The sequence below is a fragment of the Aggregatibacter aphrophilus ATCC 33389 genome (assembly GCF_900636915.1).
Taxonomy (GTDB): Bacteria; Pseudomonadota; Gammaproteobacteria; order Enterobacterales; family Pasteurellaceae; genus Aggregatibacter; species Aggregatibacter aphrophilus.
This window is the reverse complement of record NZ_LR134327.1, coordinates 1,827,398-1,851,076: the sequence shown is the minus strand read 5'-3', so window position 1 is coordinate 1,851,076 and position 23,679 is coordinate 1,827,398. Positions and strand designations below refer to the sequence as shown.

Here is a 23,679-nt window from a genome sequence, read left to right as displayed (position 1 = left end):
AAAACTTATGCAAAATAAATTAATTCAATTAGGCGATATCCAAATTGCCAATGATAAGCCGTTTGTATTATTTGGCGGCATGAATGTATTGGAAAGCCGTGATATGGCCATACGAGTGTGCGAAGCATATGTGGAAGTGACGCAAAAATTGGGCGTGCCTTATGTGTTTAAGGCTTCTTTTGATAAGGCGAATCGTTCTTCCATTCATTCCTATCGTGGCCCGGGTATGGAGCAGGGTTTAAAGATTTTCGCCGAGTTAAAACAAACTTTCGGAGTAAAAGTCATTACCGACGTGCATGAAATTTATCAATGCCAACCGGTAGCTGAGGTGGTGGATATTATTCAACTGCCGGCATTTTTGGCTCGCCAAACCGATTTAGTGGAAGCTATGGCGCGTACTGGCGCTATAATTAATGTGAAAAAACCACAATTTTTAAGTCCGGGACAAGTGGGCAATATTGTGGAAAAAATTGCAGAATGCGGTAACGATAAAGTGATTTTATGTGATCGCGGTACCAACTTTGGTTACGACAATTTAGTAGTAGATATGCTGGGCTTTAGCGTGATGAAAAATGTGTCTAAAGGTTGCCCGGTCATTTTTGATGTAACTCATTCATTACAATGTCGCGACCCATTTGGCGCAGCTTCCGGTGGACGTCGTGCACAAGTGACCGAGTTGGCACGCGCGGGCATGGCAGTAGGTTTGGCAGGACTATTCTTAGAAGCTCATCCGGATCCGAACAATGCAAAATGCGATGGGCCGTCAGCATTGCCATTGGATAAATTGGAGGGGGTTGTACGCCAAATGAAAGCTATTGATGATTTGGTGAAGTCTTTCCCTGAATTGGATACCGCAAATTAATCCTTTCAGTTATCAATATATAGTGTATAATTTAGGCGTTATGCACTATATGTGCTAAAAAATTTCCATATTTCTTTAAATTTAATGCCATTTTAGCTGGATCTTTACACAAATTTACGATATTATTTCGCGCGATTAACTAAGTCGAAAAACCTCATTTAAAATAACCACTTAAATTTATGTTCAGAAAATTATTGATTATCGCGCCTTTGCTTGCTCTCACAGCCTGTTCAAGCAATATTGCTTACCAACAAGATCAAGATGAAGACCAACTTAACCAATTAATTGCAGCACAATTAAAAACTAACAAACCCCATCAATATTCAGGCATCATGGATAAACGCCTTTCCAAAGTTTATCAAGAGTGGGTCGGTACCCGTTACCGTTTCGGTGGTTTAACGAAAAAAGGAATTGATTGTTCCGGATTTATGCAAACCACATTCTTAGATGCTTTCGGTGTTGCATTACCACGTTCCACTTCCGAGCAACGCTATGTAGGTAAGGAAATCAAGAAGCACGAGTTAAGAGTGGGGGACTTGGTCTTTTTCCGTAAGAACCATCATGTAGGCGTTTATATCGGTAATGACAAATTTATGCATTCTAGTACAAGCCGCGGTGTGATTATTGAATCGTTGAACGATAATTACTGGACAAGAACTTATACTCAATCCCGTCGTGTTCTTTAAGATAAGTTTTTTAGAAAACAAAAAGTGCGGTCAGAAATATAAAAATTTCTGACCGCACTTTGATCTGCCCCCTAAAAGTTGGACAGGTTAGTTAACTTAAATATTGAGTTCGGTATTGCACCGGGCTCAATCCTTTTAAATCAAGTTTAATTCGTTTTTGGTTGTAATACACCAAATATTCTTCAATCTCTGCCTGTAATTCGGCAATAGATGTGTAACTGCGTGAGTAAAAGCACTCGGATTTTAATATCGCAAAAAAACTTTCAATCACGGCATTATCGTAGCAATTTCCTCGACGACTCATGCTCTGTACGGCTTTTCCTTTCAACATATTCACCCATTCTGCCGTGCCATACAATACCCCCTGGTCACTGTGAATAATCGGGTATTCTGTCGGTTTAAGACGGCTAAGCCCTTGTTCTAACATCTTTTTTACAAAAGGAAACTTGAGGCGTGTCGCAAAGTTATAGGCAATAATTTCTCGATTTGCCAAATCCATCAATGGCGAAAAATAGAGCTTTTCTTGCCCAACTTGAAACTCGGTAACATCAGTTACCCATTTTTGATTGAGCGCCGTTGCGGTAAAGTCACGATTCAGTACATTCGGGGCAATATGCAATGTTTTTCCGCGTTTTCCATGTCTTTTCTTACGTAAAATGGAATGAATACCTAACTCATTCATCAGTCTTAACACCGTTTTATGATTCAAATGGAAACCCATTTGGCGTAATTTGAGTGTCATTGGGCGATAGCCATCTCGTTTCCTGTTGTTTTTATACAGCAGCAAGATTGCCTCTTTTATCTCATGATAATTGCATTTAACCGCGTGATAATAAAAAAGGTTGAGCGAGGCATTTTAGCCACACGAAGTAAATCATTTAACGCGTGGTTTGGCTTCAGCGTTTCAATGATTTTTCTTTTTTCTGCCGTTGTTTTTGACGGTCGAGCTCCTCCAACTTTTTTAGATAAGCAATCTCCGTACGAGCCAATGCCAGCTCTCGTTGTAACTTTTTAAACGCTTTAGGTGAAAAGTCTGTTGGTTCAGGAATTTCAATCTCTTTCTTTTTCATCTTTGGCTTCACTATTTTCGGTGTTTGAAGGTTTGTATAAGGCGATTTTACGCCATCCGGCCCTTTTTCATGAAATGCTTTCAGCCAATAGATGACGGCAGAATGGGGAAGTTTATGAAGTTTAGCCACCTCACGGATACCGAAATCCTGCTCGGTGACGAGTTTGATAATTTCTAAACGAAATTGATAAGAGTAAGACATAATCTGCACCTCAAATTAGGTGTCCAAGTTTTGGGGTGCAGATCACTTTTTGGTGCAATCAATAGGCTATTTTTTTAGAATTTATGCAGCGAAACGCATAGTATTCTTACGATGTAATTGATGAATCACATTTGTCACTGTGCCGACAATCGGCAAGTTGCGCCAGTTATCAGTTTTGATATTTTGCATTTGTGAATCTAAGGATAAGAATATAAATTCGCCATTAGTGTGGGCAATAAATTCATATACATGGAATTCGTTATTTATTTCTAACACAACCAACTCTTCCACAAATAATTCGTTATTATCTTCCACGACCAACATATCGCCTTCTTCAATACCCCAAGCCAACATATTCGGATTTGTGACACGGATAAAACAGGTTTGTTGCGGGCGTCTGATGCAATACAAATTAAGATCAAGTTTTTTATTAAAGTTAGTTTTTTCGTTTTTCATATCCTCAAAAAAAGGCATTGGCTGGTAAGAAAAAACTTGATGGTGTTGGGGTATGATGTGGTTTTGGTAGCTCATATTGATTCCTCTAAGTTAACTGTGTTTTTGTACAGTGGTAATGTACTGTTGTTATATACAGTAAGTCAACAGGTAAACATAAAAATTTTTCAGGGCTTTCATGATAACTGCTATTATGGTTCTAATTAAATTTAATAAATTGGGTAATTTTTTAAATGGTAATTAAATAAAATCTCAAAGTTTTTTATAAAGTCAAAAAAATCTCTTAATTCATATTTTCTTTATCTAAGTTTTAAGCTATCTTTATTTCCTCTTAGGTGGATCAATTCTGATTCGAATATCAACATAAAGTTTATTTGCACAAAATCATTAAAACTCATTATGAATATTTCCCGTTTAATTTCTTTGTTTTTCCAAGGTAATTTGGTTAAACGCATTGCTATTGGTTTGCTGTTCGGTATTATCGTGGCGCAGATCAGCTCCATGCTACAACCTGCATTAGGTTTTAACTTAGCGGAAAAAGTCGGTGTGTTGGGACAAATTTTTGTCCGTTCACTGCGTGCGGTGGCACCATTGCTTATTTTTGTTTTGGTGATGGCAGCTATTGCCAATAAAAAAATCGGCACCAAAACTAGCATGAAACCAATCATTGTTTTATATCTACTCGGTACCTTTTTAGCTGCAGTTGTTGCTGTTATCGCTTCCTTTATGTTTCCAATCGAAGTGGTGCTATCCGTTAAAGAAGACATTACTTCCGCACCAAAAGGCGTTAGTAATGTATTGCTAGATCTTATTTTCAATATGGTGGACAATCCACTTAATGCACTATTTAAAGCAAACTTTATTGGCGTATTAACCTGGTCTATCGGTTTAGGTTTAGCGCTTCGTCATGCATCCGAAAATACAAAAATTGTGATTTCCGATTTTTCTGAAGCCGTATCTAAAATTGTTTATGTGATTATTTCTTTTGCGCCGATCGGCGTGTTAGGCTTGGTCTCCGAAACTTTAGCCGATAAAGGGTTAGTAGCATTGCGCGGTTATGTGGAATTATTGAGTGTCTTAATCGGCTCTATGGTATTTGTGGCATTTTTGGTTAACCCACTTTTAGTCTATTGGAAAATCCGCCGTAATCCATACCCATTAGTTTGGACTTGCTTGCGTGAAAGTGGTGTAACCGCCTTCTTTACCCGTAGCTCGGCAGCAAATATTCCAGTGAATATTAACTTGGCGAAGCGTCTTGGATTGGATGAAGAAACCTATTCTGTATCTATTCCACTCGGCGCCAGTATCAACATGGCCGGTGCGGCAATTACCATTACCATCTTGACTTTGGCTGCAGTACATACATTGGGCATTGAGATTTCTTTCAGTAGAGCCATCTTATTAAGCGTAGTGGCCAGTCTTTGTGCGTGTGGTGCGTCCGGTGTTGCCGGTGGTTCTTTGTTACTAATTCCTCTGGCTTGTAGTCTATTCAACGTTTCCGATGATGTGGCAGCGCAAATGATCGGGGTTGGTTTTATTATCGGTATTTTGCAAGACTCCACTGAAACCGCACTTAACTCTTCAACCGATGTATTATTTACCGCAGCAGCTTGTATGGCTGATGAGCAAAAATATTTGAAAAGTTAAAAATTAGTGACTAATAAAAAAGGATAGGTTCTTAGGTCTATCCTTTTTGTTTTATGTAAGTTAAATGAAAATTCCGTTTCTTCCCCGTGGGAGATAGAGTAGAATTCTGCCCCAAGTTATTATTGTAAAGGTATCACGATGAAATATTTTAATTTATTCACCTCACTGGTATTGTCTTCTTTTCTTGCGCTAAGTTCGGTAAACGCAGCTGAGCCTAAAGCTAAAACGACACAGCCTGTTCAACAATCGACAAAAACGAAAAACACCCAAGAAGCTGCCTTGTCCCAATTTAAAAAGAGTGTTGATATTCATTTTGAAGAGCGTGATATAGTGGTGGATGAAGACAATCAGGCTTATGTTTTAGTGAAATATTCCGTTGAAAATAAAAGTAATAAATCCATTAAATCCTTGTATTGGATTGCAGCCTATTTATACGATCAACAAATGATTTATTCACAAGATGTGCCGCTGAATTTTGCGCAGCCTATGGCGCCTAAAGCAAAGATTACCGTGAATTTACGCATTCCGTTTAATCAAATTCCGGAGCAATATCGCACGTTATTTACGCATTTGCAGGAGCCGATTCAGGTGTATTCTGTGGCTCGTAATGTGACTTTTGCGGATGGACAACAAATTAATGTAGCTAATTAAATACTGTTTTTTTATACAGCTTTTTGTGTTAAAGTGCGGTCAAAAAAATACATGAAATTTTGACCGCACTTTTTTATGTCTGATACCTTAAATACTAAACCCAGAAAAATTATTCACATCGACATGGATTGTTTTTATGCATCCATCGAAATTCGTGAAAACCCCGCGTTGGCCGATAAACCTGTTGCGGTCGGTGGGTGTGCCGAACAGCGGGGCGTCTTAACCACCTGTAACTACATTGCGCGTAAATTTGGATTACATAGTGCGATGTCAACCGCGCAAGCCTTAAAACTGTGCCCGAATTTGGTGTTGTTGCCGGTTAATATGCCGTTGTATCGTGCGGTTTCCCAACAAATTCATCAAATATTTCAACGTTATACTTCTATTATTGAGCCGCTTTCGCTTGATGAGGCTTATTTAGACGTGACCGATTGTGATAAATGCGCAGGTTCTGCCACATGGATTGCGCAGGAAATTCGTCGGGCGATTTTCAATGAACTTCATCTTACTGCTTCTGCCGGCATCGCGCCGTTAAAATTCCTCGCCAAAATCGCGTCTGATCAAAATAAACCTAACGGACAATTTGTGATTGAGCCAAAAGAGGTGAGCAATTTTGTCGCTAATTTGCCCTTAAAGAATATTCCCGGTGTTGGCAAAGTGACGTCGGAAAAATTATTGCAAATGGGTTTAGTGTGCTGTGCCGATGTACAGAAAACGGAGCGTCACCTGTTGTTAAATTTATTCGGCAAAATGGGGCAACGCATTTGGCAGTATAGTCATGGTATTGATGAGCGGGAAATTCAGCCGCACCGTGAGCGCAAGTCTGTGGGTGTGGAAACCACGTTATTAAGTAATATTCATCAGTTGGAAGAAGGCGTTGACGTGTTGGCAACCCTGTATCCGCAACTGGTTAAGCGCGTGCAACGTGCTTGCCCAGAGATGCCTTTGGCGCAATTAAGAAAAATTGGTGTGAAACTCAAATTTGAAGATTTTCAAGTGACGACATTGGAGAAAAGTGCGGTGGAATTTTCAAGTGAAAATTTTCAACAGTTGCTTGGTCAAATTTGGGCGCGTCGGCAGGGAAGAAGCATTCGATTAATTGGTTTGCATGTCACGCTGCCGGAAGAAAAAGCCTCGGAACAAATGAGTCTTTGGTAATTTACGTTACAGAATAATTTTGCTTTCCGCTTTAAAGAAATTCATCACAAACTGACTTTTGTAACCTTTCACGTGGGCGCCACCGATTAACACTTGATGAATAAAACGGTGGTAGCTTGTCATATCTTCCGTATGTACCAACAGCAAATAATCATAATCGCCGGAGATTTCATAACAGGCGATCACATCCTTTTCTCCGCGCATTTTGCGTTCAAATTCAGCTTGATAATGAGATTGTTGATTATCTAACTCCACCAACACAAATACGCTAATGGATTTGCCCACGGCAGAAGGAGAGACAATGGCAACTTGTTTGGTGATAACGTGATGTTGTTTAAGTAACTGAATACGACGTTGGCAGGTGGCGATGGTACTGTTGACCCGATCAGCGAGTTCTTTTAACGGAATTGTCGCGTCGGTTTGTAATTCATTGAGAATTGCCCGATCGAGTTTATCTAAGTGGTACATAATTTCACCGTTTGAGAAGTTTTACCAAATATGATGTGAATTTTGGGAAATTATCTCATTATTCGCGATTAATTGAAATTGGTTATTTGGCGCTTTTAGTATAATTCTCATAGCGTTAACCTGATTTGGAGTGATAGTTATGCAACCGATATCCAAAGGTGTGTGGCTGTGTATTTTGTCGCAAAGTTTATTTGGCATTATGTATTTATTCAGCGCGTGGATGCTACCTTTAAGCGGCACAGATGTTTTTGTCTTGCGTATGATAGGTTCATTATTTGCCATATTGGCCATCTTATTACCGATAATGGGCTTAGTCGGTTTGAAAACATTTATTCGCAACGAATTAGGCTCAAGCTGGAAACGTTGGTTGATCTTTTTGATGGGTAGCGCTTTGGCGGGCAGTCAATTTTGGTTATTTATGTGGGCGCCGGTGAATGGTGAAGGCGTGAATGTGGCTGTCGGCTACTTTTTATTTCCCTTAGTGATGGCATTCGGCGGTTATTTGTGGTTTAAAGAACGCTTAACCTTATTACAAAAAATGGCGCTATTTTTAGCCGCACTTGGTGTCGCTCATGAACTGTGGGCGACACAAACCTTCTCTTGGACCAGCCTATGGGTCTGCTTGGGTTATCCTCCTTATTATTTAAGTCGTCGAGCCATGAAAACGCCTGCGTTACAAGGATTGACGCTAGATATTATTTTTATTTCGATTCCCTGCTTTATTTATTTGGCGTTTCAGCCGAATGTGACGGATATCATTGTCAGTGATTCGCGCTATTGGTTGTTGGTGCCATTATTGGGCTTGATTAGCGCCGTTTCTGTAACCGCGAATTTAAAATCGGCTTTATTATTGCCGGTAAGTTTATTTTCAATGATGAGCTATCTTGAACCGAGCCTGCTTTTTTTGTTTGCCATTTGGTTTTTGCATACGCCGGTGAACGAATCCGCCTATTTGACCTATTTTTTCATTTGGAGCGGATTACTGTTGTTAATGTTAAATAGCGCTTATGCTTGGCGTGCAAATCAGCGATTGCGTCATGCCTAGGACTAAGGGGATTTTTTGGTAAGTGCAAAAAAATTCGCTTATAATGTACCGCACTTTTGGGCCTCATTGGCTTACGGATGCGAAACAAATATCTTATGAAATTAACAGCAAAGACTAAAACTCTAGACCTTTCCTCTCCCCAAATTATGGGGATTCTTAATTTTACCCCCGATTCCTTTTCCGATAGTGGTCAATTTTTTCAGTTAGATAAGGCCTTGGTGCAAGTGGAAACCATGTTGCAACAAGGAGCATCTATTATTGATATTGGTGGAGAGTCCGCCCGCCCGATGGCGGAGGAAGTAACGCTTGAACAAGAACTTGAGCGGGTCATTCCCTTGGTAGAGGCGGTGCGTCAACGGTTTGACTGTTGGATTTCGGTGGATACTTCAAAAGCACTGGTAATGCAGGAAGCAGCAAATGCAGGCATGGATTTGATTAATGATATTCGTGCCTTGCGGGAGCCGAACGCATTGCAAACTGCAGTGCAATTAGGTTTGCCTGTGTGTATTATGCATATGCAGGGGCAACCGCGTACTATGCAACTGAATCCACATTATGATGACGTGGTGGCTAATGTTTTAAAATTTATGCAACAGAGAACGGAACAATGTTTAGCTTCTGGAATCAAAAAAGAGAATCTGATTTGGGATCCTGGCTTTGGATTTGGCAAAAGTGTACAACATAACTATCGTTTGTTGCAGCAATTGTCTGTTTTTTGTGAACAAGGCTATCCTGTTTTGGCGGGAATTTCCCGTAAATCTATGATTGGCGCGGTATTGGATAAAACGGTGGAACAACGCACGGTGGGCAGTGTTGTCGCTGCATTAATTGCCGCAATGAAGGGCGCCTGTATTCTGCGTGTACATGATGTAGGCGAAACCGCCGACGCGTTGAAAATTTGGCAGGCAACAATGAATGCATAATTGCGCATTACACAATATAAAATATTTTTTAGAAGGAATGAAACATGGCTGAACGTAAGTATTTTGGCACCGATGGGGTACGAGGCAAAGTAGGAACCAATCCGATTACACCGGATTTTGTGTTAAAACTCGGTTGGGCGGCAGGTAAAGTATTGGCTACACAAGGTTCCCGCGTAGTCTTGATCGGTAAGGATACGCGTATTTCCGGCTATATGTTGGAATCCGCCCTTGAGGCAGGGTTGGCGGCAGCCGGTTTGTCTGCAGCTTTTACCGGACCGATGCCGACGCCGGCAGTGGCTTATTTAACCCGCACTTTCCGCGCTGAAGCGGGAATCGTTATTTCCGCCTCACATAATCCGTATTATGACAACGGTATTAAATTTTTCTCCACTCAAGGTACCAAATTGCCGGATGAGGTAGAGGAAGCAATTGAAGCTATGTTGGAACAACCGATGGACTGTGTGGAATCTGCCGAGTTAGGGCGTGCAAGTCGAATTAAAGATGCAGCAGGACGTTATATTGAATTTTGTAAAAGCACCTTCCCGGCGCATTTAAGTTTAGAAAATTACAAAATCGTTGTGGATTGTGCCAACGGCGCTACTTATCACATCGCGCCTAATGTCATGCGTGAATTGGGTGCAGAAGTGATCGAAATTGGAACGCATCCGAACGGTATGAATATTAATGAAAAATGTGGTGCTACCGATATTAAAGCGTTACAGGAAAAAGTGTTGGAAGTTAAAGCCGATGTGGGCTTAGCTTATGATGGTGATGGTGACCGTTTAATTATGGTAGATCATCTCGGTAATAAAGTCGATGGTGACCAAGTCTTATTTATTATCGCTCGAGAAGCCTTGCGTGAAGGACGTTTACACGGCGGTGTTGTGGGGACGTTAATGAGTAATATGAGTTTGGAATTAGCCTTAAAACAATTAGCCATTCCATTTGTACGCGCTAATGTAGGTGATCGTTATGTGTTGGAACAAATGCAGGAGCGCGGTTGGGGCTTAGGCGGTGAAAATTCGGGTCATATTATCATTGCCGATCGTAATACCACCGGTGACGGTATTATCGCCTCATTAGCCGTGTTAACGGCCATGGCGAAACATCGTTTATCTTTAAATGAATTGGCCGATGCGGTGAAGTTATTCCCGCAAGTGTTAATCAACGTGCGTTTTGCCGGTGGAGATAATCCGTTAGAAAGCGATACCGTGAAGGCTGTGGCGGCAGATGTAGAAAAACGTTTGGCAGGCAAGGGCCGTATTTTATTACGTAAATCCGGTACAGAACCGTTAATTCGCGTGATGGTGGAATGTGAAGACGGTGTCTTGGCACAAAAATGTGCGGAAGAAATTGCCGATGCGGTGAAAGCGAACAGATAGGTTGACGTGGTTATGCGCTTATTCGTTATGCGTCATGGGGAGGCAGAATTGATGGCGAACTCCGATAAGGAGCGCCATCTGAATGCCAACGGCAAAGAACAAGCATTAATGCAAGGAACATGGCTAAAATCTACCGCACTTTCATTTGATAAAGTGCTCGTTAGCCCTTATGCCCGTGCGTTAGAGACATTCGCTCAGGTGAACTCCGTTTACGATCAAACACTTTCCGATAAGCTGGATATTTGGGATGCTATTACGCCTTATGGTGATTCGGGAGTCGTGGGGAATTATCTTTCCGTGTTGGTGGAAGACGGGCTGCAAAATGTGTTGCTTATTTCCCATTTGCCCTTAGTGGGCGATATTGTGAAAGAATTGTGCGGTCGAAATCCGGCGAATTTTTATCCTGCAACCATTGTGGAAATTCATCTGGATGATGAGTACGCAGAGGTAAAAGGAATAAAATATTTGAGTAAATTTTAACCAATATTCAATGTAATGTAAATTTTCGATGTTTTTTTATGTTTATTGTGGGCTAAAATAATTTTATTTAATTTTAATGAGTTAGGTGGTGATTGGCGCTGTTTTAGCGTCAATCTTTACAAAAATAAGCAAAAAATCATTTCCTTTTGTAAATTTTTGTTACATAGTAGGGGTGTCTTACAGAACAAATTTGTAAGGCGTTTATTTTTAATTGTTAATTAGGAGTAACGATGAAAAAATCAGTATTAGCCGCATTAGTGTTAGGCGTAACTTTATGTGTAACCGGTTGTGACGATGGTAAAACATCTCCACAAGCCGAACAGGCGAAAGCAAGTGTCTCCGATGCTAAAGATGCTGTCGTAAACGCCACAAAAGATGTGAAAGATGCTACAGTTGAAGCTACTAAAGAAGCGAAAGACTCTGCATCTGAAAAAATGGATGCCATGGTGACGAAAGCCGGCGAAATGAAAGATGCGGCGGCAGAGAAAGTCGGCCAAGCCGCTGATGCTGTATCCGAGAAAGCTGCTGAAGTGAAAGATGCTGTAAAAAGCGAAACTGAAAGCAAATAAAAGCAGATAAAACTGCTTTTTAGAACGGGGTAAAAATCAATTTATCCTTTTCCGCAAAAATCCTGACTGAGCGGTATAGAAATTCAGTCGGGATTTTTTCTTTATATAAAAAACGGCTATTTACTGCCACAAATTCGGCATCTAGATATTGTGTATAAATTGAACCTGAACTACTGTTTACGCCTGCCATTGCGCGGCCTAATAATTCGCCGTAAATATGAATGTTACCATCAGCAGCCACTTCAGCTCCATGTTCCACATCACCATGAATAATCAAATCACTGTTCTTAGCGTAAATTACCTGTTTGTCGATCACATTATGCGGCACAATTTTGGTGGGTAAATAGCGTGGCTCTGGGAGTATTTCGGAGACATTATCAATTTTGCCTAGAATCGGTAAATTGGCTGCAAGGATAAGTTCCCTTTGCAAATTATTTTGCCAATCGGCAACACCGATAAGGTGAATGTTGTGTTCTGCCAATAAATCTTTTAATGCAATCAGATTGACTTTTTCTAACATAGGATTGAACTGCAAAATCACCTCAATATTGTGAAATAACGAGGGGGTGTTTTTGGTTTTTTTTGTCAATGCTCGTTTTATCGCAGTTAAACTAGAACTGTTTATGCTGATAAAAACGGCTGAAAATTGGCCTGTGCGTAGTTCAATAATATCCTGAGCCATAAGTGAAATTCCGATGAAAATAGTTGCTTAATGATAATGAATTATTGCAAAATCGGCAACTTGAACGTTATTGAGGACGAATATTTATGCTATGTGCCATTTATAAAAGCCCAAAAGAAGCGGGCATGTATTTATATATTGAAAAACGTGATCAATTTGCTGCCGTGCCGGAGACGTTGCTTAAAGTATTTGGTAAACCGACATTTGTAATGTTGTTTAATTTAGCCAGTAATAAGTCCTTAGTGAACGCGGATAAACTGGATGTGCTACGGCAAATTCAGGAGCGGGGTTTTTATTTGCAAACACCGAAGAAAGACGATTGGTTGTTTAGTCTATAAAAGTGCGGTCAAAAAAATAAATATTTTTTTCAATGTTGGCAAAGTTAATGGTTCCGGTGAATAAATTACATAAGTGATTTATGAAGAATTTTTGATAGCGTTTTTCCCTGTGGGCTTTTGTGTAATTAAATCTTGCCATTTTGATAGCAAGCGGCTATAATGCGCCACATATTTCGGACGCGGGGTGGAGCAGCTTGGTAGCTCGTCGGGCTCATAACCCGAAGGCCGTCGGTTCAAATCCGGCCCCCGCAACCAATTACAAGTTCAGTAAAAAGAACCCCAATTTTGGGGTTTTTTTATACGATAAATTTGCTGTTTTAATATCAGATAGGGACATTGAATTATTTGATATTTATTGAAAACTGGGCTGTATGCCCTTTTTTTACGTCTATCGTTTGAGGAGGTTGTTTTGGCAACTTTGGAACAAAAATTGCAAGAATTAGTGCAAGGCTCGGTAGAAGATCTTGGCTGTGAGCTTTGGGGCATTGAATGTCAACGTGTTGGTCGTTATCTTACCGTGCGTTTGTTTATTGATAAAGAGGGCGGAATCACCGTAGAAGATTGTGCCGATGTGAGCCGTCAGGTAAGTGCGGTGTTGGATGTTGAAGATCCGATTGCCGATAAATATAACTTAGAAGTGTCTTCACCAGGGTTAGATCGTCCGTTATTTACCTTGAATCAATTTGAACGCTATCTCGGACAAGAAATTTTATTACATTTGCGCATTCCGGTGGCAGATCGTCGTAAATGGCAAGGGCAATTGGCGAAAATTGAAAATGACATGATAACGCTGATTGTGGATGGAAAAGAACAAGTGTTGGCGTTTGGAAATATTCAAAAGGCTAACGTCGTACCGAAATTTTAAATTTAGAGAAGGATTAAAGCAGACATGAGTAAAGAGATTCTATTAGCGGCCGAAGCCGTATCCAATGAAAAATTATTACCACGTGAGAAAATTTTTGAAGCCTTAGAAAGTGCTATTGCGCTTTCTACTAAGAAAAAATACGAATATGAAGTTGATGTGCGAGTAACGATTAATCCGAAAACCGGAGAGTTTGATACATTCCGTCGTTGGGCTGTGGTGGAAAATGTAATGAGCCCAACCAAAGAAATCACCTTAGAAGCCGCGCGTTTTGAAAACCCGGATATCCAGTTAGGTGATTATGTCGAAGATCAAATCGAATCGATCGCCTTTGATCGTATTGCCATGCAAACTGCACGTCAGGTCATCAGTACCAAAATTCGTGAAGCGGAACGTAGCAAAATTGTAGACCAATTCCGTGTTAAAGAAGGTCAAATCGTGACCGCGACCGTGAAGAAAAGCAACCGTGATAGCATTATTTTAGATGTAAACGGCGAAGACGGTAATAAAGCAGAAGCAGTCATGTTACGTGAAGATATGCTGCCGCGTGAAAACTTCCGTCCCGGCGACCGTGTTCGTGGGGTGTTATACAAAGTCAGTCCGGAAAGCAAAGGCACCCAACTATTCGTTACCCGTGCCAAACCTGAAATGCTGATTGAATTGTTCCGTTTGGAAGTGCCTGAAATCGGCGAAGAATTAATCGAAATTAAAAGTGCAGCCCGCGATCCGGGTTCTCGTGCAAAAATTGCCGTGAAAAGCAATGATAAACGCATTGACCCAGTGGGTGCGTGTGTCGGTATGCGTGGTGCACGCGTGCAGGCGATTACCAACGAATTGGGCGGTGAACGAGTGGACATCGTGCTTTGGGATGATAATCCGGCACAATTCGTGATTAACGCTATGGCACCGGCTGATGTGAGTTCTATTGTGGTAGATGAAGATAAACACGCTATGGATATTGCTGTGGAAGAAGCCAATTTAGCGCAAGCTATCGGGCGTAACGGTCAAAACGTACGTTTGGCAACTCAACTAACCGGTTGGACATTAAATGTGATGACCACCGAAGAGTTAAGCGAAAAGCATCAAGCGGAAGATAATAAAGTCTTAAATTTATTTATTGACGCGTTAGAAATTGATGAAGAATTCGCTCAGCTATTAATTGATGAAGGTTTCTCAACATTAGAAGAATTGGCTTATGTGCCTGTTCGTGAGTTAACAGCTATCGACGGTTTGGAAGATGAGGATTTGGTAGAAGAGTTACAAACTCGTGCGAAAAATGCCATTACAGCGAAAGCATTGGCGGAAGAAGAAGCCTTGAAAAAAGCACAGATCGAAGACCGTTTATTAAACCTTGAAGGCATGAATCGCCACATTGCATTTAAATTGGTGGAAAAACAAATTACCACATTGGAAGAATTGGCCGAGCAAGGCGTTGATGATTTAACCGATATTGAAGAACTCAGTGCAGAGCAGGCTGCAGATTTAATTATGGCGGCCAGAAATATTTGCTGGTTTACTGAGTAATAAGGGAGTGAAAAGATGACTGAAGAATTAAAAACGAATGCACCCAAGAAACTGAGTTTAAAACCACGTACGAAAACCACTGTGAGCAGTACCAGTGCTTCAGGTAAAAGCAAAGAAGTTCAGGTTGAAGTGCGTAAAAAACGTACTGTTCCAACTGAGGCAGCCCTAAAAGCGGAAGAAGCAGCAAAATTAAAGGCACAGCAAGAAGCCGTGCGAAAAGCTGCGGAAGAAAGAGCACAAAAGGAGAAGGCTGCAAAAGAAAAAGAAGCTGCCGAAAAAGCAAAACAGGCACAAAGTGCGGTCAATAATCCGGTTAAATCTGTGGATCCAGAAAAAGAGAAACGCAAAGCAGAAGAAGCGAAATTACGCCGTAAAGCGGAAGAGTTAGCTCGTCAAAAAGCGGAAGAACAAGCCCGTAAAGCAGCAGAAGAAGCCAAACGCTATGTTGAACATTCCGATGATGAATCACACAGCAATGCTGATGATTATTCCGATTACAATTTAACTTCAAGTTATGCGCTTGAAGCAGAAGATGAAGAAGAACGTCGTAACGAAAATCGTGGCCGCGGTAAAAATAAAGTCGCTAAAGCGAAAAAAGGCGGCCGTGATGATGAAAGTAATAAAAATGAGCGTGAGTCTAACCGTCGCAATCAAAAAGATGTGAAAGGCGGCAAAGGTAAACAAGCGAAGAAAGGCAGCGTATTGCAACAAGCTTTCACTAAACCGACTCAAGCAGTAAACCGTGATGTCGTGATCGGTGAAACCATCACTGTTGCCGAACTTGCCAGCAAAATGGCAGTGAAAGCGACTGAAGTGATTAAAACCATGATGAAAATGGGCGCGATGGCAACCATTAACCAAGTGATCGATCAAGAAACCGCGCAATTAGTAGCGGAAGAAATGGGACACAAGGTTATTGTGCGTAAGGAAAACGAGTTAGAAGAAGCGGTGATGAGCGATCGTGATGTGGACGCGGAATTAGTTACTCGTGCGCCGGTGGTGACCATAATGGGTCACGTTGACCATGGTAAAACCTCTTTACTTGATTATATTCGTAAAGCCAAAGTAGCCTCCGGTGAAGCTGGCGGGATTACGCAACATATTGGTGCGTACCATGTTGAAACCGAAGATGGCAAAATGATCACCTTCTTAGATACTCCGGGACACGCAGCGTTTACATCTATGCGTGCTCGTGGTGCAAAAGCGACAGACATCGTGGTGTTGGTGGTAGCAGCGGATGATGGTGTAATGCCACAAACTATCGAAGCGATCCAACACGCCAAAGCGGCAGGTGTGCCAATTGTCGTTGCGGTGAACAAAATTGATAAACCGGAAGCTAATCCGGAACACGTTGAGCAAGAATTATTGCAGTATGACGTTATCGCTGAAAAATTCGGTGGTGATGTACAATTCGTCTATGTTTCTGCGAAAAAAGGAACCGGCGTTGACGAATTGCTTGAAGCTATCTTATTGCAATCGGAAGTGCTTGAACTCACCGCTGTGAAAAACGCTATGGCGACCGGCGTGGTGATCGAGTCCTATTTGGATAAAGGTCGCGGTCCGGTAGCAACCATTTTGGTGCAATCCGGTACCTTGAATAAAGGCGATATTTTGCTTTGTGGTTTTGAATACGGTCGTGTGCGTGCAATGCGCGATGAAAACGGTAAAGAAGTCGATGAAGCCGGTCCGGCTATTCCTGTGGAAGTTTTAGGCCTTTCCGGTGTACCGGCTGCCGGTGATGAAGCTACAGTTGTGCGTGATGAGAAAAAAGCGCGTGAAGTAGCGTTATATCGCCAAGGCAAATTCCGTGAAGTAAAACTTGCTCGTCAACAAAAAGCCAAATTGGAAAATATGTTCAGTAACATGGAGGAAGGCGATGTAGCTGAACTCAATGTGATTGTGAAAGCGGACGTACAAGGTTCCGTGGAAGCCATCGTTCAATCCTTAATGGAACTTTCAACTGACGAAGTGAAAGTGAAAGTGGTGGGCTCCGGCGTAGGCGGTATTACTGAAACCGATGCAACTTTGGCTGCGGCTTCTAACGCGATTATTGTTGGCTTTAACGTGCGTGCAGACGGCTCTGCCCGCCGCATTATCGAAACCGAAAACATTGATTTACGTTACTATTCCATTATTTACGAATTGCTCAACGAAATCAAAGCGGCAATGAGCGGTATGTTACAACCTGAATTCAAACAAGAAATCATCGGTTTGGCTGAAGTACGTGATGTATTCCGTCATCCGAAATTCGGTGCTATTGCTGGTTGTATGGTGACTGAAGGTGTTGTGAAACGTAACAATCCAATCCGCGTATTACGCGACAACGTGGTGATCTTTGAAGGGGAATTAGAATCCCTTCGCCGCTTCAAAGACGACGTATCTGAAGTACGTAACGGTATGGAATGTGGTATTGGCGTGAAGAACTACAATGACGTAAAAGTCGGCGACCAGATTGAGGTATTCGAAGTGGTTGAGATTAAACGCTCGATCTAATCTTGAAATAAAGTGCGGTCAAATTTGACCGCACTTTTTGCCTAAGGTAACGTGTTACTCTAGGTTACATATAGTTTGCCCTTTAGGGCAGCATACAAACTTCCCCAAACGGGAATAATTATGCTTAACCGCGGGTATATTTACCCACGGACAAATAAAAGAGAAATAAAATGGCTCGAGAATTCAAACGTAGCGACCGTGTCGCACAAGAAATCCAAAAAGAAATCGCGGTGATTTTACAACGCGAAGTGAAAGATCCGCGTATCGGTATGGCGACGGTGTCCGACGTGGAAATGTCCAGTGATTTGGCTTATGCAAAAGTTTTCGTTACCTTCTTATTTGATCACGATGAACAGGCGATTGCGCAGGGCATGAAAGGCTTGGAAAAAGCCGCGCCTTATATTCGCACGCTGTTAGGCAAAGCCATGCGTCTGCGTATCGTGCCGGAGATTCGTTTTATTTACGATCAATCCTTAGTGGAAGGTATGCGCATGTCTAACTTGGTGACAAATGTTGTGCGCGAAGATGAGAAGAAACACGTTGAGGACAAAAACTAATGTCCAAACCGCGTAAACGTGGGCGTGATATTCACGGCGTGTTGTTGTTGGATAAGCCGCAAGGTATGTCTTCCAATGACATCATGCAAAAAGTGAAACGCATTTTTCAGGCTAACAAAGCGGGGCATACCGGTGCGTTAGATCCGCTGGCTACCGGAATGTTGCCTATTTGTTTGGGCGAAGCCACCAAGTTTTCGCAGTTTTTGTTGGATGCCGATAAGCGTTATTTAGTGACGGCAAAACTGGGAGAACGCACCGATACATCGGATGCGGAAGGACAGATTGTCGAAACCCGTGATGTGAAGGTTAAAACACCTGAAATTTTGACCGCACTTGAGCAATTCCGTGGGGATATTTTGCAAGTGCCGACGATGTTTTCGGCGTTGAAACACAATGGTAAACCGCTTTATGAATATGCTCGTCAAGGCATTACGGTGGAGCGGGAAGCGCGCCCCATTACAATCTTTGAATTGAACTTTATTGAATACAACGCGCCGTATTTAACCCTAGAAGTGCATTGTTCCAAAGGTACCTACATTCGCACTTTGGTGGATGATTTAGGTGAGACGTTAGGCTGTGGCGCTCATGTAACGATGTTACGTCGAACGGCAGTGGCGGATTATCCGACAGAAAAAATGTTGGATTGGAATGCGTTGCAAGCTTTGGCAGAATCACAAGATTTGAGTTTTTTAGATGCTTTGTTATTGCCTATAGATACTGCGGTAGAGAAGTTGCCGACGTTAACCTTAAATGAAAGCCAAGCGCAAGGCATCGGATTTGGTCAACGGGTAAAATTCGATAATCCTAACAGTCTACAAGGACAAGTGCGGTTATTTTCCCACGAGAATCGTTTTCTTGGTGTGGCGGTGATTGATGAAAATAACGTGATCCGTCCACAGCGATTAGTGGTGTATGAATAAAAAAGTGCGGTGAAATTTCACCGCACTTTTTATTTTTAGCCAGATTCTTTTGCCAGCTCATTTAATCGAGCTTTTATTTTTGCAACATTTTCTTTCGTAAAGAAATTATCAATATTTTTCCAAATCGAATGATAGCCATAAGGTGCTTGTTGCATTTCCCGTTTGGCTTCGTTTAAGTCCCAATTTTGATAAATCACACGATACATCGCCACGATTAAACCGGTACGATCGGCGCCGTGATAACAGTGCACTAATATCGGCCCATCTTTCTGATGTTGGCGAATTTGCCATAAAATATCCGCTACTTCCCGTGTATTAATTGACCACGTTAATAGCGGCGTATTAATCAAATTGATATTTTTATGTCCGAATGCCTGTTCGTCATTATTACGATCAAAAAAACGCAAATTCACAATTGTTTTAATGTTTACTTTGTCTAACAGCGGTTCCGCCTGGCGATCTAATTGTTCGCTACGATAAAAATTATCGTCAATGCGATACAAATTTTCATTTTCACTGATTACCGTTGCCCAGTGTTCTGTGTTGGTAGGTGGTTCGCCGGGAGCAGTTGTACTACAAGCAACCAAAGCGAATGCGGTTAACGCAAAAAGCGAGTTTTTACAGATTGACCTTAGGGGAAAAGCGGAAAAATTTGCTTGCATAAAGATCCTTAATTAACAAAAGTGAATAGTTGGCAAATAGCCAAGAATTAAATCTAATGAATGTTGCGTCGTGATTATATTGCTTCTATTGGCAATAAAGAATCGGGATGTCATGGCTTTTTCACCGTGATTGAAGAAAATTTCCACAATGGAACGATCAAAGAAAATTTCCACCGTTTGCAGATTCTCAATTTCACAGAAACGTTTGCTATCGAATTTTTCCATTAATTCAGTTTGCTCACTTTGGCTGCGATCTAAGCAAACCAATCCGTTTTCATAAGAAAGGCGCAATGATTGTCCTTTTTCGTTTTGGAAGAAAGTCAAATTGAAGGCCCGGTTATTTGCCTCAAATTTTACATAAGCACGATCTAAATCCGCAATCTCGGCTTTTCCATCAAGGTGAAGCGTCGAAAGTGCGGTCAGATTTTCACACGTTTTTGCGATCGGGCGTTGATAGATTTTGGTGCCTTCTAAGTGTAATTCTCTCGGCAGGGTTAAGGCCGAATGCCATTTGAATTTGTCTGTCGGATAGGTTAAGTCCGGCAAACCGATCCAGCCAAAAAGCACAGCATGGGTTTTATTATCCAAACCGCCAAAGGTTTGTGGCGCATAGAAGTCAAAGCCTTGATCCAACTCGCCGATATATTCCGCTTCAAAGGTTAAATCCGTTAATTTACCCACCGCATAAGTCGCATGGTAATTATTTTGGAATTGATGAGCTTCACGATCTTTGCCCTGAGGCGACCAAATAAACACATCTTTACCGTCCAGTTTCAACAAATCAGGGCATTCCCACATAAACACATTGGTATTATCAAACGCCGGCAAGGAAAGCTCACCCAGCAAACGCGGCGTATCTTCAAGATTGTCCATTTCAAAAATAATAGCCGTGCCGGTGAGATTTTCCCGTTGTGCACCGCAGATAAAACGGATTTTACCGTTTTCGGTGAAATAAGGTTTCGGGTCGCGAACGTGTTCCGTATAGCCTTCAGGCGCATTTTCAATTAACGGATGTTTACTGAGCAATTTTCCATCAAGATCGAAAATGGCTAAATTTTGGTAAGGGACACGCTGATTATCACTAGGACGACGGGTGTTGCCCGTGTAGAACATGGCTAATTTATCACCGACTTTTAACGCGCCACCGGAATAACAACCGTGAGATTCAAAAAGCTCACAAGGAATGAGATCGTCAGCAGATTGATAATGTTGGAAATCTTTAGTGATTAAATGCTTCCAATGTTTCATACCGTGTATGGCATCAAAAGGAAACCATTGATAAAAAAGGTGATATTTCTCGCCATCAAAGATGAGACCGTTAGGATCGTTCATCAGTCCGGTTGGTGGCGCAATATGAAAGTGCGGTCGGAAATTTGTGTCTTTTTGCACGGTTTGAGCAATTTCCGCAAGCTCACCGGATTCTGCCGCAAGGATGCTTTTGTATTTCCCGTTGTTGAAAATATGCATAAGGTTTCTCCCTCTGTGTTTGGGCAGTGAGCACGCGTCAGGAGACGCGCGCTATCAAATTGAATCAATGGGATTAGTTTACCAAAAATTCTGCTAACTGTGCTTTATTCGGCAGGGCAGACATTGCCCCTTTTGCCGTTGTCGCCAAGGCACCGCTGGCATTGGCTTGGCGGATAATTTGCTCAAGCACAGATATTTCTTTCCAATTTGAATGTTGTGAAAGACCGGAAAGGAGACCGCCTACGAAGGCATCGCCTGCACCTGTGGTATCAACCGGTTGTAAGGCTTTGCCGGTAATGACATCTTTTTTACCGGCTAAATGATAGAGCGCACCGTGTTTGCCCAAGGTCACAATAATCAATTTTTCTGGATAAAGTGCGGTGATTTTTTCAAATGCTTCAGTTAAGGTTTGCGTATCCGTGAGTAGCGTCAATTCTTCTTCCGAAAATTTCAATACGTCTGCCAATGCCACCGCCTGCATCACCGTTTCTTTCATGTCTTCAAAACTTGGCCACAGAGATTCACGTAAATTGGGATCAAAAGAGAAAAATCCGCCGACGGCTTTAATACGACGAATCGCTTCAAAAGTCGTTTTGCGGGAAGGGTTATTGATTAATGCAATGGAACAGCAATGCAACCATTCGTTAGCTTGGAAATTCGGTAAATCGGCTACCTGCAAAAACTGATCCGCACTTGGGTTGACCATAAAGGTAAAGCTTCGTTCGCCGTTGTCTAAACCGACCACGACGGTAGAAGTGCGTTGCTGTGGATCGAGAATCATATGGTTCGTTTGCACATTTTCCTGTTGTAGGGTTTGCTGCATAAATTCGCCCAACGGATCTTTGCCTACACGACCAATAAACGCACTTTCACCGCCTAAACGGGCAATACCTACCGCCACATTTGCCGGCGCACCGCCCGCACAACGCAAATAATGATTTTCTCCGTCCGGAATTAGATCCACCACGGCATCACCCAGTACCCAGATTTTTTGATTCATATTTTGCTCCTGATCTTAACGATAAAAATATGCTTATAAAACGCATCTAAAAATAACCGCACTTTATGAAACCATAAGTGCGGTCGATTTTTGTGCTGCTTTATTTCACCGTTACCTTGGCGAACTTGCGTTTACCTACTTGGTAAACCGCCGTGGAGGCGGTGATAACGAGTTTGGCGTCTTCGACTTTTTCGCCGTCAATTTTCACGCCGCCTTGCTGCACCATGCGGTTAGCCTCTGAAGTGGAAGCAACCAAACCGGCTTCTTTTAATAAGTTGGCAAGCCCGATTTCGCCTTCAAAAGTAAATTCCGGCATCTCGTCCGGCATAGCCCCTTTTTGGAAGCGGTTGATAAATTCTTGTTCGGCAGCATCGGCAGCCGCTTCATCATGGAAACGTGCGATGATTTCTTTGGCTAATAAAATCTTCACATCACGTGGGTTTTTGCCGTTCACCACATCTTCTCTCAATTGGGCGATTTCAGTTAATGGACGGAAAGAAAGTAAGTTGTACCAGTCCCACATTAAGTCATCGGAGATGGACATGATTTTGCCGAACATCTCGCCCGGTGCTTCGGTAACAGCGATATAGTTGCCAAGGGATTTAGACATTTTTTTCTCGCCATCTAAGCCCACCAATAACGGTAGAGTAATGGCTACTTGCGGTTTTTGACCGGCAGATTTTTGTAATTCACGCCCCACCAATAAATTGAATTTTTGGTCGGTGCCGCCTAACTCAACATCGGCTTCCAAAGCAACGGAATCGTAGCCTTGCAAGAGCGGGTAAATAAATTCATGAATGGCAATCGGTTGGTTGTTAGAGAAACGTTTTTTGAAATCATCACGTTCTAACATACGGGCAACAGTGTAGTTGCTCGCTAAACGAATCATGCCTTCCGTACCTAATTTACCCAACCAGTCGGAGTTGAATTCGATACGGGTTTTTTGCGGATCCAGAATTTTGTAAATTTGTTGTTTATAGGTTTCCGCGTTGCGTAACACGTCTTCGCGACTGAGTGGTGGACGGGTGGTGTTTTTACCGGACGGATCGCCGACCATGCCGGTGAAGTCACCGATTAAGAAAATCACTTCATGACCGAATTGTTGGAACTGACGTAATTTGTTTAATACAACAGTATGACCTAAATGAATATCCGGTGCGGTAGGGTCGGCGCCGAGTTTCACGCGTAATGGACGATTTTCTTTAAGTTTTTCAATTAAATCCTGCTCGGAAAGAATTTCATCTACACCGCGCTTTAGTTCCGCGAGAACAGTATTCATATCAGTCATGTATTTTCCTAATGTTATTCAATCTGTAGTAAAGGCTACATTATAGAGGTTATTCGATAAATTTGAATTATTTTTAAGGGGAGTAGCAAATTTCAGGCAAAAAAAAAACGCCTCTTTGTGGGGGAGGAGGCGTAAAATGTTGGAGTGATTATCTATAGTTTTTAGTATTGAAAATGATAATGGTTCTCAAATTTGATGTCAACACCTTTTAATAAAAATTATTCTCAAATAAATAAAATTCATTTTTTGCAGAATTGCTATCCATCAATGTTTATTTATACATATAAATAC

At 41.8% G+C, this 23,679-nt stretch carries 25 protein-coding genes and 1 tRNA gene; 17 read left to right on the top strand and 9 right to left on the bottom strand.

The genetic code is table 11. The annotated features are described in order from the left end of the window. The first annotated feature begins 7 nt into the window (after positions 1 to 7). Together kdsA and EL144_RS08865 are read left to right on the top strand one after the other, a co-directional pair. Positions 8 to 862, top strand: coding sequence for a 3-deoxy-8-phosphooctulonate synthase (kdsA, locus tag EL144_RS08870; protein WP_005700722.1), 855 nt, complete (start codon positions 8 to 10; stop codon positions 860 to 862). A 179-nt stretch (positions 863 to 1,041) separates the two neighbouring features. Further along, complete coding sequence (locus EL144_RS08865) at positions 1,042 to 1,548, top strand: NlpC/P60 family protein (protein WP_005704121.1); 507 nt, start codon at positions 1,042 to 1,044, stop codon at positions 1,546 to 1,548. 91 nt (positions 1,549 to 1,639) lie between these two features. Here the strand turns inward: EL144_RS08865 and EL144_RS08860 are convergent, their stop codons facing one another. From EL144_RS08860 to EL144_RS08850, 3 genes are all read right to left on the bottom strand, one after another. Continuing rightward, positions 1,640 to 2,335 carry an IS3 family transposase gene (locus EL144_RS08860; RefSeq protein WP_089503470.1) on the bottom strand — a complete coding sequence of 232 codons (696 nt, stop codon included), beginning with the start codon at positions 2,333 to 2,335 and terminating at the stop codon, positions 1,640 to 1,642. A 109-nt stretch (positions 2,336 to 2,444) separates the two neighbouring features. Next, positions 2,445 to 2,819 carry a helix-turn-helix domain-containing protein gene (locus EL144_RS08855; protein ID WP_005704123.1) on the bottom strand — a complete coding sequence of 125 codons (375 nt, stop codon included), beginning with the start codon at positions 2,817 to 2,819 and terminating at the stop codon, positions 2,445 to 2,447. A gap of 81 nt (positions 2,820 to 2,900) precedes the next feature. Further along, positions 2,901 to 3,350: a LexA family protein gene (locus EL144_RS08850; RefSeq protein WP_005700716.1), complete on the bottom strand. Its 450-nt coding sequence runs from the start codon at positions 3,348 to 3,350 to the stop codon at positions 2,901 to 2,903. A gap of 321 nt (positions 3,351 to 3,671) precedes the next feature. Here EL144_RS08850 and sstT point away from each other — a divergent pair, with 321 nt between their 5' ends. The 3 genes from sstT (at position 3,672) to dinB (ending at position 6,728) form a co-directional block, all read left to right on the top strand. Further along, positions 3,672 to 4,919 carry a serine/threonine transporter SstT gene (gene sstT / locus EL144_RS08845; protein WP_005704126.1) on the top strand — a complete coding sequence of 416 codons (1,248 nt, stop codon included), beginning with the start codon at positions 3,672 to 3,674 and terminating at the stop codon, positions 4,917 to 4,919. Positions 4,920 to 5,057: 138 nt separating this feature from the next. Then, positions 5,058 to 5,570 carry a hypothetical protein gene (locus tag EL144_RS08840; RefSeq protein ID WP_005704127.1) on the top strand — a complete coding sequence of 171 codons (513 nt, stop codon included), beginning with the start codon at positions 5,058 to 5,060 and terminating at the stop codon, positions 5,568 to 5,570. A 75-nt stretch (positions 5,571 to 5,645) separates the two neighbouring features. Beyond that, positions 5,646 to 6,728, top strand: a complete 1,083-nt coding sequence (gene dinB / locus EL144_RS08835) for a DNA polymerase IV (RefSeq protein ID WP_005704128.1) — start codon at positions 5,646 to 5,648, stop codon at positions 6,726 to 6,728. A gap of 6 nt (positions 6,729 to 6,734) precedes the next feature. On the opposite strand, the gene EL144_RS08830 is transcribed toward dinB, so the two are convergent. Beyond that, a complete protein-coding gene (locus tag EL144_RS08830) occupies positions 6,735 to 7,196 on the bottom strand; it encodes an Lrp/AsnC family transcriptional regulator (RefSeq protein ID WP_005700711.1) in 462 nt (153 codons plus the stop codon). 139 nt (positions 7,197 to 7,335) lie between these two features. On the opposite strand from EL144_RS08830, the gene rarD reads away from it, so the two are divergent. The 5 genes from rarD to EL144_RS08805 all read left to right on the top strand — a co-directional run bounded on the left by rarD (position 7,336) and on the right by EL144_RS08805 (position 11,595). Further along, on the top strand, positions 7,336 to 8,241 hold the full coding sequence (rarD, locus tag EL144_RS08825) for an EamA family transporter RarD (protein ID WP_050332831.1): 906 nt from the start codon (positions 7,336 to 7,338) through the stop codon (positions 8,239 to 8,241). Between the two features lie 95 nt (positions 8,242 to 8,336). After that, a complete protein-coding gene (gene folP, locus EL144_RS08820; protein WP_032995234.1) occupies positions 8,337 to 9,164 on the top strand; it encodes a dihydropteroate synthase in 828 nt (275 codons plus the stop codon). 44 nt (positions 9,165 to 9,208) lie between these two features. Continuing rightward, positions 9,209 to 10,546, top strand: a complete 1,338-nt coding sequence (gene glmM / locus EL144_RS08815; RefSeq protein WP_005704133.1) for a phosphoglucosamine mutase — start codon at positions 9,209 to 9,211, stop codon at positions 10,544 to 10,546. 12 nt (positions 10,547 to 10,558) lie between these two features. Then, complete coding sequence (gene sixA, locus EL144_RS08810; protein WP_005704134.1) at positions 10,559 to 11,026, top strand: phosphohistidine phosphatase SixA; 468 nt, start codon at positions 10,559 to 10,561, stop codon at positions 11,024 to 11,026. A 230-nt stretch (positions 11,027 to 11,256) separates the two neighbouring features. Next, the gene (locus tag EL144_RS08805; protein ID WP_005704136.1) at positions 11,257 to 11,595 is read left to right on the top strand and encodes a hypothetical protein; all 339 of its coding nucleotides are present in this window, start codon (positions 11,257 to 11,259) and stop codon (positions 11,593 to 11,595) included. 19 nt (positions 11,596 to 11,614) lie between these two features. Here EL144_RS08805 and minC read toward each other — a convergent pair whose 3' ends face one another. Then, positions 11,615 to 12,277: a septum site-determining protein MinC gene (minC, locus tag EL144_RS08800; protein ID WP_065336499.1), complete on the bottom strand. Its 663-nt coding sequence runs from the start codon at positions 12,275 to 12,277 to the stop codon at positions 11,615 to 11,617. An 86-nt stretch (positions 12,278 to 12,363) separates the two neighbouring features. On the opposite strand from minC, the gene EL144_RS08795 reads away from it, so the two are divergent. From EL144_RS08795 to truB, 7 genes are all read left to right on the top strand, one after another. Next, positions 12,364 to 12,615, top strand: a complete 252-nt coding sequence (locus EL144_RS08795) for a YcgL domain-containing protein (RefSeq protein WP_005704138.1) — start codon at positions 12,364 to 12,366, stop codon at positions 12,613 to 12,615. A 178-nt stretch (positions 12,616 to 12,793) separates the two neighbouring features. Next, positions 12,794 to 12,870, top strand: a tRNA-Met gene (locus EL144_RS08790). Positions 12,871 to 13,024: 154 nt separating this feature from the next. After that, positions 13,025 to 13,480, top strand: a complete 456-nt coding sequence (rimP, locus tag EL144_RS08780; protein WP_050332833.1) for a ribosome maturation factor RimP — start codon at positions 13,025 to 13,027, stop codon at positions 13,478 to 13,480. A gap of 24 nt (positions 13,481 to 13,504) precedes the next feature. Next, the gene (gene nusA, locus EL144_RS08775) at positions 13,505 to 15,001 is read left to right on the top strand and encodes a transcription termination factor NusA (RefSeq protein ID WP_005704143.1); all 1,497 of its coding nucleotides are present in this window, start codon (positions 13,505 to 13,507) and stop codon (positions 14,999 to 15,001) included. A gap of 15 nt (positions 15,002 to 15,016) precedes the next feature. Next, complete coding sequence (gene infB, locus EL144_RS08770; RefSeq protein ID WP_050332835.1) at positions 15,017 to 17,494, top strand: translation initiation factor IF-2; 2,478 nt, start codon at positions 15,017 to 15,019, stop codon at positions 17,492 to 17,494. Between the two features lie 170 nt (positions 17,495 to 17,664). After that, a complete protein-coding gene (rbfA, locus tag EL144_RS08765) occupies positions 17,665 to 18,051 on the top strand; it encodes a 30S ribosome-binding factor RbfA (RefSeq protein WP_005704146.1) in 387 nt (128 codons plus the stop codon). After that, on the top strand, positions 18,051 to 18,971 hold the full coding sequence (gene truB, locus EL144_RS08760) for a tRNA pseudouridine(55) synthase TruB (RefSeq protein ID WP_005704147.1): 921 nt from the start codon (positions 18,051 to 18,053) through the stop codon (positions 18,969 to 18,971). Before rbfA ends, truB begins: the two co-directional genes overlap by 1 nt. Before the next feature lie 35 nt (positions 18,972 to 19,006). Here truB and EL144_RS08755 read toward each other — a convergent pair whose 3' ends face one another. The 4 genes from EL144_RS08755 to tyrS all read right to left on the bottom strand — a co-directional run bounded on the left by EL144_RS08755 (position 19,007) and on the right by tyrS (position 23,388). Next, positions 19,007 to 19,633, bottom strand: a complete 627-nt coding sequence (locus EL144_RS08755; RefSeq protein ID WP_005704148.1) for a fused DSP-PTPase phosphatase/NAD kinase-like protein — start codon at positions 19,631 to 19,633, stop codon at positions 19,007 to 19,009. A 12-nt stretch (positions 19,634 to 19,645) separates the two neighbouring features. Next, complete coding sequence (locus tag EL144_RS08750) at positions 19,646 to 21,100, bottom strand: glycoside hydrolase family 32 protein (RefSeq protein WP_005704149.1); 1,455 nt, start codon at positions 21,098 to 21,100, stop codon at positions 19,646 to 19,648. Between the two features lie 73 nt (positions 21,101 to 21,173). Beyond that, the gene (locus tag EL144_RS08745; RefSeq protein ID WP_005704150.1) at positions 21,174 to 22,100 is read right to left on the bottom strand and encodes an aminoimidazole riboside kinase; all 927 of its coding nucleotides are present in this window, start codon (positions 22,098 to 22,100) and stop codon (positions 21,174 to 21,176) included. Positions 22,101 to 22,200: 100 nt separating this feature from the next. Further along, on the bottom strand, positions 22,201 to 23,388 hold the full coding sequence (gene tyrS / locus EL144_RS08740) for a tyrosine--tRNA ligase (protein WP_032995236.1): 1,188 nt from the start codon (positions 23,386 to 23,388) through the stop codon (positions 22,201 to 22,203). Positions 23,389 to 23,679: the final 291 nt, after the last annotated feature.